At 71.3% G+C, this 14,258-nt stretch carries 15 protein-coding genes and 1 riboswitch; of the genes, 9 read left to right on the top strand and 6 right to left on the bottom strand.

The genetic code is table 11. From position 1 onward, the window contains the following. Nucleotides 1-3: 3 nt before the first annotated feature. The 5 genes from D9C15_RS14315 to cobA form a co-directional block, all read right to left on the bottom strand. On the bottom strand, nt 4-807 hold the full coding sequence (locus tag D9C15_RS14315) for an urea amidolyase associated protein UAAP1 (protein ID WP_127998318.1): 804 nt from the start codon (nt 805-807) through the stop codon (nt 4-6). A gap of 10 nt (nt 808-817) precedes the next feature. After that, nucleotides 818-1,636 carry an ABC transporter ATP-binding protein gene (locus D9C15_RS14310; RefSeq protein ID WP_127998316.1) on the bottom strand — a complete coding sequence of 273 codons (819 nt, stop codon included), beginning with the start codon at nt 1,634-1,636 and terminating at the stop codon, nt 818-820. Then, nucleotides 1,633-2,475 (bottom strand): ABC transporter permease, encoded by an 843-nt coding sequence (locus tag D9C15_RS14305; RefSeq protein WP_127998314.1) that lies wholly within the window; start codon nt 2,473-2,475, stop codon nt 1,633-1,635. Before D9C15_RS14305 ends, D9C15_RS14310 begins: the two co-directional genes overlap by 4 nt. Then, nucleotides 2,472-3,470, bottom strand: coding sequence for an ABC transporter substrate-binding protein (locus tag D9C15_RS14300; protein ID WP_127998312.1), 999 nt, complete (start codon nt 3,468-3,470; stop codon nt 2,472-2,474). The genes D9C15_RS14305 and D9C15_RS14300 overlap by 4 nt, the downstream gene beginning before the upstream one ends. 58 nt (nt 3,471-3,528) lie before the next feature. Continuing rightward, nucleotides 3,529-3,655: riboswitch (guanidine-I (ykkC/yxkD leader) on the bottom strand. A gap of 151 nt (nt 3,656-3,806) precedes the next feature. Continuing rightward, a complete protein-coding gene (gene cobA / locus D9C15_RS14295; RefSeq protein WP_375138788.1) occupies nt 3,807-4,625 on the bottom strand; it encodes a uroporphyrinogen-III C-methyltransferase in 819 nt (272 codons plus the stop codon). A 129-nt stretch (nt 4,626-4,754) separates the two neighbouring features. Here cobA and D9C15_RS14290 point away from each other — a divergent pair, with 129 nt between their 5' ends. From D9C15_RS14290 to D9C15_RS14250, 9 genes are all read left to right on the top strand, one after another. Then, nucleotides 4,755-6,473, top strand: coding sequence for a cytochrome D1 domain-containing protein (locus D9C15_RS14290; RefSeq protein ID WP_127998308.1), 1,719 nt, complete (start codon nt 4,755-4,757; stop codon nt 6,471-6,473). 114 nt (nt 6,474-6,587) lie between these two features. Next, a complete protein-coding gene (locus D9C15_RS14285) occupies nt 6,588-6,899 on the top strand; it encodes a c-type cytochrome (protein WP_310734474.1) in 312 nt (103 codons plus the stop codon). Nucleotides 6,900-6,901: 2 nt separating this feature from the next. Then, nucleotides 6,902-7,228: a c-type cytochrome gene (locus D9C15_RS14280; RefSeq protein ID WP_127998306.1), complete on the top strand. Its 327-nt coding sequence runs from the start codon at nt 6,902-6,904 to the stop codon at nt 7,226-7,228. Continuing rightward, nucleotides 7,171-8,418, top strand: a complete 1,248-nt coding sequence (locus D9C15_RS14275; protein WP_127998304.1) for a cytochrome D1 domain-containing protein — start codon at nt 7,171-7,173, stop codon at nt 8,416-8,418. The genes D9C15_RS14280 and D9C15_RS14275 overlap by 58 nt, the downstream gene beginning before the upstream one ends. Beyond that, entirely contained in the window at nt 8,418-9,395 is a 978-nt protein-coding gene (ahbB, locus tag D9C15_RS14270; RefSeq protein ID WP_127998302.1) for a siroheme decarboxylase subunit beta, read from the top strand. The genes D9C15_RS14275 and ahbB (D9C15_RS14270) overlap by 1 nt, the downstream gene beginning before the upstream one ends. Continuing rightward, nucleotides 9,385-9,867 carry an Lrp/AsnC family transcriptional regulator gene (locus D9C15_RS14265; RefSeq protein ID WP_127998300.1) on the top strand — a complete coding sequence of 161 codons (483 nt, stop codon included), beginning with the start codon at nt 9,385-9,387 and terminating at the stop codon, nt 9,865-9,867. The genes ahbB (D9C15_RS14270) and D9C15_RS14265 overlap by 11 nt, the downstream gene beginning before the upstream one ends. Further along, nucleotides 9,857-10,336: a siroheme decarboxylase subunit beta gene (gene ahbB / locus D9C15_RS14260; protein WP_127998298.1), complete on the top strand. Its 480-nt coding sequence runs from the start codon at nt 9,857-9,859 to the stop codon at nt 10,334-10,336. Before D9C15_RS14265 ends, ahbB (D9C15_RS14260) begins: the two co-directional genes overlap by 11 nt. Before the next feature lie 3 nt (nt 10,337-10,339). Beyond that, complete coding sequence (nirJ, locus tag D9C15_RS14255; protein WP_127998296.1) at nt 10,340-11,515, top strand: heme d1 biosynthesis radical SAM protein NirJ; 1,176 nt, start codon at nt 10,340-10,342, stop codon at nt 11,513-11,515. Continuing rightward, nucleotides 11,512-13,089: a cytochrome D1 domain-containing protein gene (locus D9C15_RS14250; RefSeq protein ID WP_127998294.1), complete on the top strand. Its 1,578-nt coding sequence runs from the start codon at nt 11,512-11,514 to the stop codon at nt 13,087-13,089. The genes nirJ and D9C15_RS14250 overlap by 4 nt, the downstream gene beginning before the upstream one ends. A 21-nt stretch (nt 13,090-13,110) precedes the next feature. Here D9C15_RS14250 and D9C15_RS14245 read toward each other — a convergent pair whose 3' ends face one another. Next, nucleotides 13,111-14,067 (bottom strand): toll/interleukin-1 receptor domain-containing protein, encoded by a 957-nt coding sequence (locus tag D9C15_RS14245; protein ID WP_127998292.1) that lies wholly within the window; start codon nt 14,065-14,067, stop codon nt 13,111-13,113. Between the last annotated feature and the right edge of the window lie 191 nt (nt 14,068-14,258).

Below are 14,258 nucleotides of genomic sequence, written 5' to 3'. Positions count from 1 at the left end.
CCCTCAGCTCAGCGCGAACATGTCGCTGTTGTGCAGCGCGCGGGCACATTCCGGGCGGAACGCGCGGCACGGGTCGTTGGCCGGCGCAGGCCCGCGCTTCCAGGCGGCGACGCCGACCTTGCCGGGTGCGTAGCCCGGCCGCGGGTCCAGCGGGTGCGGCGCGGTGGAGACGCAGACGATCACGTCCATGTCCATGCGCAGCTCGACCTGGGCGCCCTTCACCGGGCGGGTCGCGTCGAAGGCGAAGCGACCCTCGTCGTCGACCACGATGCGGGTGAACAGATTCACCGGCGCGATCTGGTCGCGCAGCGTCAGGCCGTGCTTGCCGGTCTCGATCAGCAGGCCGTCGCGGCCGCTGCGGTACATCGCGTTGCGGTGCTGCTCGTAGCGCTGCACGCCGTACTTGGCCTCCATCGCCGGCGTGTCGAGCACGGCGCCGAGCGGGTCGTGCCAGCCCAGGGTGTCGTGCGTGAACGAGGCCAGCGCGCGGCCCATGTCGCTCATCAGCACATGGCCGGCGCGGTAGTGCGCGGTGTGCTGCGCCTTCAGGCTGTCGGGCATGTTGTAGCGCTCGAGCGGGTCGTGCGCGGCATAGAGCACCACGGCGCAGTTGGCGCGTTCGTCGAGCGCCGCGAAGCGCAGCGCCGTGCCGCGCGAGAGCCGCCAGCCCCAGTGCGCGCCGCCGGGCAGGATCTCGCTCCACACCACCTTGTCGGCCGGCAGCTCGGGCGCGAAACGCTGCCACAGCGGCAGCGCGTCCACCGGCTGCGCGGCCGGCGGGTTGTCGAGGGTGTGCGGATGCTCCATGGGGGTCTCGTCAGGTGGGGGCGGCCTGCGACAGCTTCTCGAGCAGCTCGAAGTCCGTCTGCATGCCGGAGGTGGCGCGGATGCGTTCCAGCACCTCGCGCTTGAGGGCGACGAAGGCCGGCTCCAGCTTCATCGCCTGGGTGCGCTGCGCCGGCAGCGGCACGCGGTAGATGGTGTCGATGCGGCCCGGGCGCGGCGCCATCAGCACGACCCGCTGGCCGAGGTAGAGCGCCTCTTCCACGTCGTGCGTGACGAACACGATGGTGCTGCGCTCCAGCCGCTGCACGTGCAGGATCAGGTCGTGCATCACCTCGCGGGTCTGCGCGTCGAGGGCGCCGAAGGGCTCGTCCATCAGCAGCACCGAGGGCCGGCTCATCAGCGCGCGCGCGATCGCCACGCGCTGCTGCATGCCGCCGGAGAGCTGCGCCGGGTAGTGCTTCGCCACATGGGCCAGGCCCATCAGGCGCAGCAGCGCGTCGGCGCGGCCGGAGGCGGCCTCCACGTCGGCCTGGGTGCGCTCGCGCGTGTGCACCGCGAGCCGGCGCGAGAAGCGGATGTTCTCCACCACGTTCAGCCAGGGGTAGAGGCTGTAGTGCTGGAACACCATCGCCCGCTCCGGGCCGGGGCCGGCGATCTCCTTCCCGTCGCACGTGAGCGAGCCCGCGCCGTAGGACTCCAGCCCGGCGATGGTGCGCAGCAGCGTCGACTTGCCGCAGCCCGAGGCGCCGACCAGCGTGACGAACTCGTTCTCGGCCACGTCGAGGTTCACGTCCTGCAGCGCGACCACGCCGCCGAAGCGCTTCCACAACTGCCGTGCGGAGATCTTCATTGGCGCACGTAGAGGTAGGGGAAGGCGACGCGGTGCAGCGCGCGCAGGCCCTGGTCGATCAGCAGCCCGAGCAGGCCGATCAGCAGGATGCCGGCGAAGATCTTGTCGGTCTGCAGGAAGCGCTGTGCCTTGAGGATGGCGTAGCCGAGGCCCGAGTTGGCGGCCACCAGTTCGGCCACGACCAGGTAGGTCCAGGCCCAGCCCATGGTCACGCGCAGGGTGTCCAGCAGGGCCGGCTTGGCCGAGGGGATGATCACCTGCTCGATCAGCTCGCGTCGCGTCGCGCCCATCGTCTGCGCCGCCTCGATCTGCGCCATCGGCACGCGGCGCACGTCCTCGGCCACCATCAGCACCATCTGGAAGAAGGTGCCGATGAAGATCACCGCGACCTTGGCGCCCTCGTCGATGCCGATCCACACCATCACCAGCGGCACGAAGGCCACCGCCGGCATGTAGCGGATGAAGTCGGTCAGCGGCTCCAGCAGCGCCTGCATGGTGCGGAAGCTGCCCACCAGCAGCCCGAGCGGCAGCGCGATCAGCGCCGAGAGCGCCCAGCCGGCCACCACGCGCATCGTGCTGATGCCGATGTCGCCCCACAGGCCGTCGCCATACCAGGCACCGAGGCGCTCGAGCACCTTGCCCGGGCCGGGCAGGAACACCGGGTCCACCCCGCCGGCGAGCACGAGCAGCAGCCAGCCCGCGAGCGGCAGCAGCAGCCCGGCGGCGATCAGCACGGCGGCACGGCGCGCGGGGATCGCGCTGCGCACGCCCCACCAGGGGCGCGGCTCGGGGCGCTCGGCGGGCGGCGCCGGCACGGCGCTGACCGGCGGGTTCTTCACTTCAGGGCGTCGGCCAGCAGCGAGGCGTCCACGCCCTTGGCGGGATCGGGCTTGCCCTCGATCAGCTTGTGCTCGAGCAGGAAGGCCGCGATCGTCGGGGCCACCGCCTGCAGCGAGCCCTTGTTGGCCGGGTCCATGGCCGCCTTGTTGGCTGCCGCGTCGAAGAACTTGGTGCCGGGCAGGAACACCTGGTAGTCGGCCGGCTTCATGCTCACCACCTTGGCCATGATCTCGGTGGCCTCGGCAGGCTTCTCGCGGATGAACTTCTCGGTCTCGAACCAGGCCTTGACCATGCCGACGAAGTCTTTCCGCTTGGCGGCGATGGATTTCTCCTGCGCCACCAGCAGGTCCGGGATCAGGCCCGGCATGTCCTTGCTGGTGAACAGCGGCCGGCCCTTGCCGCTCTTGACGATGTTGTCGATCCAGGGGTTCCACACCACCGCGGCGTCCACGCGCCCGGCGATGAAGGCGGCCGCCGCATCGCCCGCGGCGAGGTTGGTGATCTTCACGTCCGCCGGCTTCATGCCGTTGCGCGCCAGCGCGGTGGCGAGCACGAAGTGCGAGACGCTGAACTCCTCCAGCGCGACCGTCTTGCCCTTGAGATCCGCGAAGCTCCTGATCTTTGGGCCCACCAGCAGCGCGTCGTTGCCGGCCGAGTTGTCGTTCACCAGGATGGTCTTCAGCGGCAGGCCCTTGGCGAGCGGGCCCATGGTGTCGGACCAGGTCTGCGAGTTCGCGTCGAGCTGCCCGGCCGAGAGCGCGGCGATCGAGTCCGTGTAGTTGGCGAACCAGACCAGCTTCACGTCGGCGCCGTGCTTCTTGAAGAAGCCCTTCTGCTCGGCCACGTACCAGGCCACCCATCCCGGCCAGTCGGAGACGCCGACCTTCACCTCGGCCGCGGCGGCGCGCGGCAGCGCCGCGCCGGCGACGAAGGTGGCGGCCAGGCCGAGAGCGGCGAGCGTGCGGCGCCAGGAAGCGGTGTGCGGTGCAGACATGAGGCGGGCTCCTTGAGTCGTGGGACCAATGCATCGAGAGGCACTTCCAGCGAAGTGGACCTCCCGGGCTTTTGTCCCGCCGTGGAGCCCGAGGCGGGTCGTGAACCGCCTTGGGGCCGATGGCTCTCGGACCAGCGCCCGGCACTGCTCAGCGCCGCCGGACCGGAACCCTAGCCATCCTTCGAAGAAGCGCAGGTGTCGCCACCGGCTCTCTTGCGGTGCTGCACCTGCAAGCGCCGTGCCATGCGCTCCGGCGCCTCGACAGCGCTTTCGAACCCCGTCGCGGTGCGCACACCGGCGCGGTCGGCGCACCGCCGGGGTGCCGACGCCCTGTGCTCAGGCAGCCAGCGCCATCGCCCGCGCCAGCACCGGCTGCAGGCTCACCACCGTGCCCACCACCAGCAGCGCCGGCGGCTTGACGGCCTGCACCAGCGCGAGCGCCGGCAGGGTCTCGAGCGTGCCGGCCACGCAGCGCTGCTCCGGCAGCGTCGCGCGTTCGACCAGTGCGGCCGGCGTGTCCGCGCTCAGACCGTGTGCGATCAGGCGTTCGCAGATCAGCGGCAGCGCGGCCACGCCCATGTAGACCACCACGGTCTGCTGCGGCCGCGCGAGGCGCGGCCAGTCGAGATCGAGCGTGCGCGTGCCATCCGGACCATCGCGCAGGTGCCCCGTGACGCAGACGACCTCGGTGGCGTGGTCGCGGTGCGTCAGCGGGATGCCGGCACAGGCGCCGGCGCCCTGCGCCGCGCTGACGCCGGGCACCACCTCGAACGGGATGCCGGCCTCGGCCAGCGCCTGCGCCTCCTCGCCGCCGCGGCCGAACACGTAGGGGTCGCCGCCCTTCAGGCGCAGCAACTCGTGGCCGCTGCGCGCCAGACGGATCATCAGTTCGATGATGCCGTCCTGGCTCAGCTTGTGGTGGCCGCTGCGCTTGCCCACGTCGATGCGGTGCGCCGTGCGCGGGATCAGTTCGAGCACGCCGCGGCCGACCAGCGCGTCGTGCAGCACCACCTTGGCGCCGCCGATCAGGCGCGCCGCCTTCACGGTCAGCAGCTCGGGGTCGCCCGGGCCCGCGCCCACGAGCGTCACTCTGCCGGGCCGCGCCGCATGCAGCGTGGCGGCGTCGAAGTGCAGCGGGTCATGCAAGAGGCTCACGGCAACTCCCTCGGTTTGTGCCAGGTCATTCTTCGAGCGGCGGCCGATCCGGTCCTTGAACCAGTTCAAGGACGGCATGCCGGGCCGACGACGACCATGCGTCCGCACACCACGACCCTGGAGGGACGCATGCACCAACGACCCACTCGCCTCGCCGTTGCCGCGCTGCTCGCGGCCGCGGCCTTCGGCGCTCACGCGCAGGACAAGAAGCCGGTCACGCCGGCCGAGATGAACTACCAGGCCGGCGGCTCGCCGCTGGCCGCGGAGCCGATGTACCAGAGCACGAACCCCAAGGCCCCGGCGATGACGCAGGCCGAGTTCGAGCAGGGACGCAAGATCTACTTCGAGCGCTGCGCCGGCTGCCACGGCGTGCTGCGCAAGGGCGCCACCGGCAAGCCGCTGACCCCCGACATCACGCTCGGCAAGGGCACCGACTACCTGAAGGTCTTCATCGCCTACGGCTCGGCCGCCGGCATGCCGAACTGGCTCACCTCGGGCGAGATGAGCGAGAAGGAAGTCGACCTGATGGCGCGCTACATCCAGCAGGACCCGCCCGTGCCGCCCGAGTTCGGCCTGGCGCAGATGAAGGCGACCTGGAAGGTGCTGATCCCGCCCGAGCAGCGCCCGAAGAAGAAGATGAACTCGTACAACATCGACAACATCTTCTCGACCACGCTGCGCGACAGCGGCGAGGTGGCGCTGATCGACGGCGACACCAAGAAGATCATCAACATCGTCAAGACCGGCTACGCGGTGCACATCTCGCGCGTGTCGGCCTCCGGGCGCTTCCTCTACGTGATCGGGCGCGACGCCAAGGTCAACATGATCGACCTGTGGATGGAGACGCCCGACAACGTGGCCGAGATCCGCGTCGGCCTGGAGGCACGCTCGGTCGACACGAGCAAGTACAAGGGCTTCGAGGACAGGTTCGCCATCGCCGGCAGCTACTGGCCGCCGCAGTACGTGATCATGAAGGGCGACACGCTCGAGCCGCTGAAGATCGTCGCCACGCGCGGCATGGTCGTCGGCACGCAGGAGTACCACCCCGAGCCGCGCGTGGCCTCGATCGTGGCCTCGCACTTCAAGCCCGAGTTCGTGGTCAACGTCAAGGAGACCGGCAAGACGCTGATGGTGGACTACTCCAACATCGAGGCGCTGAAGGTCACCGAGATCGGCTCCGCGCCCTTCCTGCACGACGGCGGCTGGGACTCGAGCAAGCGCTACTTCATGGTGGCGGCCAACAACAGCAACAAGATCGCCGTGATCGACGCCAAGGACGGCAAGCTCGCCGCCATCACCGAGGTCGGCAAGATCCCGCACCCGGGGCGCGGCGCGAACTTCGTGCACCCGACCTTCGGGCCGGTGTGGGCCACCGGCCACCTCGGCGACGAGACCATCTCGCTGATCGGCACCGACCCGAAGAAGCACAAGCAGCACGCCTTCAAGGAGGTGGCCAAGCTCAAGGGGCCGGGCGGCGGGGCGCTGTTCATCAAGAGCCACCCGAAGTCGCAGCACCTGTACTCCGACGCGCCGCTGAACCCCGACCCGGCGGTCTCGCAGTCGGTGGTGGTGTTCGACATCAAGGCGCTCGACAAGGGCTACACCGTGCTGCCGATCGCGCAGTGGTCGGGCCTGAAGGACGGCGGCGCGATGCGTGTCGTGCAGCCCGAGTTCAACAAGGCCGGCGACGAGGTGTGGTTCGCGGTCTGGTCGGCCAAGGACAAGCAGAGCGCGATCGTCGTCGTCGACGACAAGACGCTGAAGCTCAAGTCGGTGATCAAGGACCCGAGGCTGATCACGCCGACGGGCCACTTCAACATCCACAACACCCAGCACGACATCTACTGAGACCCACCCCCGGAGCGCCTGACGGCGCTCCCCCTCGAGGGGGCGCCGCTGGCGGGCCGGCGGAGCCGGTCCCGCGGCGGCCGCTGGATCGAGACACCGAGCAGGAGACTTCCGATGAGACACATGAAGATGCTGATGGGCCTGTCGCTCGCACTGGCTGCAGCCGGTGCGTGGGCGGGGCCCGAGGACGCGATGAACAAGGCCGGCTGCATGGCCTGCCACACCAAGGACAAGAAACTGGTCGGCCCGTCGTTCAAGGACATCGCGGCCAAGTACAAGGGCCAGGACGTGGTGGCCAGGCTGATGGAGAAGGTGCGCAAGGGCGGCGCCGGCAGCTTCGGCCCGGTGCCGATGGCGCCCACCGGGCCCGACAAGATCAACGACGCGGACCTGACCGAGGCCGTGAAATTCATCCTGGCGTCCTGAGCATGAAGCCCCTCGGCCTGCTGCTGCTCGCTGCCGCGCCTGCGTTCGCGCAGGTGCCGGATGCCAGCCGCACGGCCGAGCTGGTGCGCATCGTGCGGCAGGACTGCGGGTCCTGCCACGGCATGCTTCTCACCGGCGGGCTCGGCCCGGCGCTCACGCGCGAGGCGCTGGCCGAGCGGCCGGTGGACTCGCTCGTCGCCACCATCCTGCACGGCCGGCCCGGCACGCCGATGCCGCCGTGGCGCGCGATGCTCGGCGAGGCGGACGCGCAATGGATCGCCGCGCAACTGCTGCGCGGCTTTCCGGACGAAGCGAGGGGGGCGCGGTGAGCCGTCGTCGCGACGTTCTTTCGGCCCTGCTGGCAGGCGGCGCCGCGCTGGCCTTGTCCGGCTGCGCCAGCGTGCCGCCACCGTCGCGCGGCACCGGCACGCTCGGCGTGATCGTCGAACGCGCGCGTGGCGCGCTGACCATCGTCGACACGCAGCAGCGCGCGGCGCTCGGCCGCGTCGAGGGCCTGGGCGACCTGTCGCACGCCTCGGTGGTGTTCTCGCGCGACGGCGCGCTGGCCTACGTGTTCGGCCGCGACGGCGCTCTGACGATGGTCGACCTGCCGGGCCGGCGCATCGTGCGGCGCGTGATGCAGGCCGGCAACTCGATCGGCGGCGCGATCTCGCAGGACGGCACGCTGGTCGCCGCGCAGAACTACCAGCCCGGCGGCGTGAAGGTGTTCGATGCACGCACGCTCGAGCTGGTGGCCGACCTCCCCGCGGAGTACGCACCCGGCCAGCGCTCGCGCGTGGTCGGTCTCGTGGACCTGCCCGGCGCGCGCTTCGCGTACAGCCTGTTCGATGCCGATGCGATCTGGGTCGCGGACCTGGCCGACCGCGCCGCGCCGCGCATCACGAAGTACCCCGCCATCGGCCGCCAGCCCTACGACGCGCTGGTCACGCCCGACGGCCGGCACTACATCGCCGGCCTGTTCGGTGAGGACGGCCTCGCGCTGCTCGACCTCTGGCAGCCGAGCCCCGCGCCGCGCCGCATCCTGGCGGGTTACGGGCGCGGCGAGGCGCCGCTGCCGGTCTACAAGATGCCGCACCTGCGCGGCTGGGCCGTCGCAGGCCGCCACGCCTACCTGCCGGCGATCGGCCGCCACGAGGTGCTGGTGGTGGACACCGCGAGCTGGCAGGAGGTGGCGCGCATTCCGGTGGCCGGCCAGCCGGTGTTCGTGATGGCGCGGCCCGACGGGCGCCAGGTGTGGGTCAACTTCGCGGTGCCCGACTACGGCCGCGTGCAGGTGATCGACACGCTCGCGCAGCAGGTCGTCCGGACGCTCGAGCCGGGCAAGGCCGTGCTGCACCTGGAGTTCACGCCGCGCGGCGACGCGGTCTGGATCAGCTGCCGCGACGACCATGTGGTGCGCGTGGTCGACACCACGAGCTTCGCCACGCTCGCCTCGCTGCCGGTGGATGCCCCCTCGGGCATCTTCTTCACCGCCCGCGCGGGCCGGATGGGGATGTGATGGACCTGCGCGACGCGCTGATCGACGGCTGGCAGCGCGGCTTTCCGCTCGTGCGCGAGCCCTTCGCGGCGATCGCCGACCGGCTCGGCGCGCGCGAGGTCGACGTGTTGCGTGCCTGCACGCGGCTGCACGAGGACGGCGTGCTCGGCCGCATCGGCGGGCTGTTCGGCGCCGGCGCGGGCGGGGCCGGCGCGCTGGCCGCGCTCGCCGTGCCGCGCGAGCGCCTGGCCGAGGTGGCCGCGCGCGTGTCCGCGCGGCCGGGCGTGAACCACAACTACGAGCGCGAGCACCGCTGGAACCTGTGGTTCGTCGTGCATGCGGCCGATGCCGAGGCGCTCGCGCGCACGCTCGACGCGATCGGGCACGAGGCCGCGCTGCCGATGCTGCGCCTGCCGATGCGCCGCGCCTACCGCATCGACCTCGGCTTCGACCGGCGCGGCGCGGTCGCCAACGCCGTCACCACGACCCGCGGCGAGGCGCCCGCGCCGCTCGCCGAGGCCGACTGGCCACTCGCGGCGCGCGTCGAGGCCGGGCTGCCACTGGTGCCGCGGCCGTTCGACACCTGGGCCGCGGAGCTCGGGCAGCCGCCCGCCGCGGTGCTGGGCAGGCTGCGCTTCTGGCTGCTGGACGGCACGCTGCGCCGCTTCGGCCTGGTGGTGCGCCACCACGAACTCGGCTTCGACGCCAACGCGATGGCGGTGTTCGCGCCGCCCGAGGAGTGCATCGATGCCTGCGGCGCGGCGCTGGCGCGCGAGAGCGGCGTCACGCTCGCCTACCGGCGCGAATGCGCGCCCGGCTGGCCCTACACGCTCTACGCGATGCTGCACGGCCGCGACCGCACGAGCGTGCGCGCGCTGGCCGCCGAGGTGATCGAACGCAGCGGGTTGTCGAACGCGCCGCACGAACTGCTGTTCTCCGTGCGCCGCTTCAAGCAGACCGGCGCCCGCCGCTTCCGGGCGATGGCCGATGCGCTCTGACACGCCTGCCTGGATCGCCGGCACCGATGCGCGCCTGATCGACCGCCTGCATGGCGGCTTCCCGCTCGTGGACCGGCCGTTCGCCGCGGTCGGCGCGGAGCTCGGCCTGAGCGAGGACGAGGTGCTCGAGCGGCTGCGTGTGCTGCTGGCCGGCGGGCTGCTGACGCGCTTCGGCCCACTGTTCCAGATCGAGCGTGCCGGCGGGCAGTTCGTGCTGGCCGCGTTGGAGGTGCCGCAGGAACGTTTCGAGGCGGTGGCCGCGCAGGTCAACGCCCACCCCGAGGTGGCGCACAACTACCGCCGCGAGCATGCCTTCAACATGTGGTTCGTCGTCGCGGCCGAGACGCCGGCGCGCGCCGCCGAGGTGCTGGCCGCGATCGAGGCCGAGACCGGGCTGCCGGTGGCCGCGTTCCCGAAGGAGCGCGAGTACCGCGTCGAACTCAGGCTGCCGGCGGCGCGCGATGCTAAATGAATTCGACCGCGCGCTGATCGCCGCCACGCAGGGCGGCCTGCCGCTCGTCGCCCGGCCCTACGAGGCGGTGGGTGCGATGCTCGGCGTGGGCGGCGAGGTGGTGCGCGAGCGGCTCGCGGCGATGCTGGCCAGCGGCCTGGTGCGACGCATCGGCGCGGTGCCCAACCACTACCGGCTCGGCTGGACGGCCAACGGCATGAGCGTGTGGGATGTGGCCGACGAGCGCGTCGACGAACTCGGCGAGCGCCTGGCTGCCGTGCCCGGCGTGAGCCACTGCTACCGCCGCCCGCGTGCCCTGCCGCGCTGGCCCTACAACCTGTTCGTGATGCTGCACGGCCGCTCGCGCGAGGAGGTGGAGGCGCAGGCCCGCGCCGTCGCCGCGCTGCTCGGCGAGGCCTGCCGCAGCCACGAGATCCTGTACTCCAGCGCGATCCTGAAGAAGACGGGACTGCGCCTGCGCGAGGACTGAACCATGTTCCGCATCTCCCACTTCATGCGCCTGCTGGCCGAGGCAGAGACCACCGGTTCGATGCCCGCGCCGCGGCGCGGGCGCCCCGGCGGCCCCGTCGTCATCTGGAACCTCATCCGCCGCTGCAACCTGACCTGCAAGCACTGCTACGCCTTCTCGGCCGACCACGAGTACGCCGGCGAGCTGAACACCGGCGAGGTGTTCACGGTGATGGACGACCTGAAGGCCTTCAAGGTGCCGGTGCTGATCCTCTCCGGCGGCGAGCCGCTGCTGCGGCCCGACCTGTTCGAGATCGCCGCGCGCGCCAGGGCGATGGGCTTCTACGTCGGCCTGTCGACCAACGGCACGCTGATCGACGAACCGATGGCCGACCGCGTGGCGGCGGCCGGCTTCGACTACGTCGGCATCAGCCTGGACGGCCTGCGCGCGACGCACGACCGGTTCCGCCGCCTCGAGGGCGCCTTCGACCGCAGCCTCGCGGCGCTGCGCCACCTGCGCGCGCGCGGCGTGCGCCTGGGCCTGCGCTACACGATGACGGCGCTGAACGCGCACGACCTGGCGCCGCTGCTCGCGCTGATGCGCGACGAGGGCATCCAGAAGTTCTACTTCTCGCACCTGAACTACGCCGGCCGCGGCAATGTCCACCGCCAGCGTGACGCGCAGTTCGCCGCCACCCGCGAGGCGATGGACCTGTTGTTCGAGCGCGCCTGGCAGGCCGCCTGCGATGGGCGCGACGAGGAGTTCGTCAGCGGCAACAACGATGCCGACGGCCCGTGGCTGCTGCACTGGGCCGACCGTCGCCTGCCGCGCTGGCACGACGCGCTGCGCGGGCACCTCGTCGCCTGGGGCGGCAACGCCAGCGGCGTGAACGTCGCGAACATCGACAACCTCGGCCACGTGCACCCCGACACCATGTGGTGGCACCACGACCTCGGCAGCGTGCGCGAGCGGCCGTTCTCGGTGATCTGGCAGGACACCAGCGATCCGCTGATGAAGGGGCTGAAGGCTGCGCGCCGCCCGGTGCAGGGCCGCTGCGCCGGTTGCAGGCACCTCGATATCTGCGGCGGCAACACCCGCGTGCGCGCCCAGCAGGTCACGGGCAACCCCTGGGCCGAGGACCCGGGCTGTTACCTGGGCGACGACGAGATCGGCCTCGTGCCGGAGGAGGCCGTCGCATGAAGCCGCTGTTCGACCTGGCCTGGCGCGCGGCGCTCGCGCTCGCGCTGCTGCTGATGGGCCTGGACCTGGCCCGCGCCGCGGAACCGGCGGCGCTCTACCAGGACCATTGCGCCAGTTGCCACGGCGTGCAGCGCACCGGCGGCATGGGGCCGGCGCTGCTGCCCGAGAGCCTGGAGCGGCTGCGCCGCGCCGAGGCGATCCAGGTGATCACCGCGGGTCGCGTCGCGACGCAGATGGCCGGCTATGGCGACAAGCTCTCGAAGGACGAGATCGCCGCGCTGGCGCAGTGGATCACCACGCCGGTCGTGCCCGCGCCGACCTGGAGCGAGGCCGACATCCGCGCCTCGCGCACGGCCGACCCGGCTGCCGCAAACCTGCCCGCGAAGCCGGTGTGGAACGCCGACCCGATGAACCTGTTCGTCGTCGTCGAGGGCGGCGACCACCATGTGTCGCTGGTCGACGGCGACCGCTTCGAGCGCATCCACCGCTTCGCGAGCCGCTTCGCGCTGCACGGCGGGCCGAAGTTCACGCCCGACGGCCGGCACGTCTTCTTCGGTTCGCGCGACGGCTGGATCACGAAGGTCGACCTGTGGAACCTGGCGGTGGTGGCCGAGGTGCGCGCCGGGCTGAACATGCGCAACGTGGCGGTCAGCGGCGACGGCCGCTGGGTGATGGCGGCCAACTACCTGCCGCACAGCGTGGTGCTGTTCGATGCCGAGCTGAACCTGGTGAAGACCTACGCCGCGGCCACGCGCGACGGCAAGGCCAGTTCGCGTGTCTCGGCGGTGTACGACGCGGCGCCGCGGCGCAGCTTCGTCGTCGCGCTCAAGGACCTGCCCGAGCTCTGGGAGATCTCCTACGACCCGAAGGCCGAGCCGATCTTCGACGGCTACGTGCACGACTACAAGATGGGCGAGGGCATCGCCGCGCCGGGCTACCTCGGCGTGCGCCGCACATTGCTCGACGAGCCGCTGGACGACTTCTTCTTCGACGCCGCCTACCGCCACGCGCTCGGCGCAACGCGCCCGAGGGACGGCGTGGGCCCGAGGGCCCAGGTGGTCAACCTCGACATCCGGCGCAAGATCGCCGAACTGCCGATCGCCGGCATGCCGCACCTCGGCTCGGGCATCACCTTCGCGTGGAACGGCACGACGGTGCTCGCGAGCCCGAACCTGAAGGACGGTGCGCTCGACGTGATCGACACCCGCACCTGGAAGAGCGTGAAGACCATCCCCACCCCCGGCCCCGGCTTCTTCCTGCGCAGCCACGAGAAGACGCCCTACGCCTGGACCGACTCGATGATGAGCCCGACGGCCAAGGACACGCTGACCATCGTCGACAAGCGCACGCTCGAGCCGGTGGCGCAGGTGCGCGAGCCCGGCCGCACGCTGGCGCACATCGAATTCACCAAGGACGGCCGCTACGCGCTGGCCAGCGTGTGGGAGACGGACGGCGCGCTGGTGGTCTACGACGCCGCGACCTTCAAGGAGGTCAAGCGCCTGCCGATGAGCAAGCCGGTGGGCAAGTACAACGTGTGGAACAAGATCACGCGCTCGGAGGGGACGTCGCACTGAAGGCGCGCGCCCAGGGCGTGGTCAGCGCTTCAAGGTGAAAGGGATCTTCGTCCCGTCCGAGAGGCATTCACCACTGAACCGCGTTTGTTCCTCGGCCATCGTGAGTTCGCAGATGTAGGTGTCCGGTGCGTCGGACTTCTGCTCCTGCTCGGTGGTCACGACGGTGAGTTTGCGGCCCGTCAGGCGTGCGGTGCCGGTACCCACGCGTTTGCCGTTGAGTAGCACGTCCACCCGGTACTCGTTGCCCTCGGCCGCGAGCTGGTAACGCTCCTCCGCATCGGAGATCCACATGCCGCTGAGGTCGGGTGCGGCGGGTCCGGCGGCCGGTGCGCCGCCCGGGGCCTCCATGGCGGCCGTGGGGTCCGCGGTCGCCGCTTCGGCCGGTGGGTCGAACCAGCCCAGGCCGTAGCCCAGCACCAGCACGAGCACGGCCGCGGCGGCGCCCCACAGCACGAGCGGCTTGCCGGTCCGGGCCGGTGGCGTGGTGGTCGGCGCCGCGCCGCGCAACGGCGGCAGACCCGGCACCTTGGACAAGGTCTCGACCAGGGCCAGCAGGTCGCCGCGCCAGCGGGCGTCCGACAGCAGCTGGGCCTGGCGGTTGGTCAGCAGCCGCAGCTCCTCGGGGAGCTGCGATGGCGCAGGCAGCGCCGCGTCTTCCACCAGCACCGGGATCACGCGCACCTTGCGCCGCAGCGCGGCAGCGATCTCCAGGCGCACCCAGTCGTCGGGCTGATCCAGGCGGCGGCGCTGCTGGTCGTCGCTCGCATCGAGCCAACCCGGGCCGATGAGCACCAGCATCACGGCGCACTGGTCCAGCGCACGCTCCAGCTGGGCCGGGAACTCGTCGCCGCCGGCGATGCTCTCGACGTCGCGGAAGATCGCGTCCTGGCCGAAGCGGTCGGCCAAGTCGCCGGCCAGGCGGCCCGCGACGTGGCGCGTGTCGGAACGCCGGTAGCTCACGAAGATGCCTGCGGCCATGACGATCCCCTCCGTCGTGTCCAACCATCCTAGCAGGGGGTTGCCGGGGCCAGTCGCCCGGCCGGGCTGGGCCGCCTTGCTTGCGGTCCGTCAAGCGGTCCGCGTGCGCTGTTGGCAGGCCCGGCGTTCTTGAACCGCTTCAAGGAATCATCCCGACCGAATCCCTAGGCTATTGCCCATCGCTACGACGA

Source organism: Piscinibacter defluvii, from assembly GCF_004011805.1.
Lineage (GTDB): Bacteria > Pseudomonadota > Gammaproteobacteria > Burkholderiales > Burkholderiaceae_C > Piscinibacter > Piscinibacter defluvii.
Note: the sequence above shows the minus strand (reverse complement) of the source record. Positions and strands in the feature narration are given on the sequence as shown.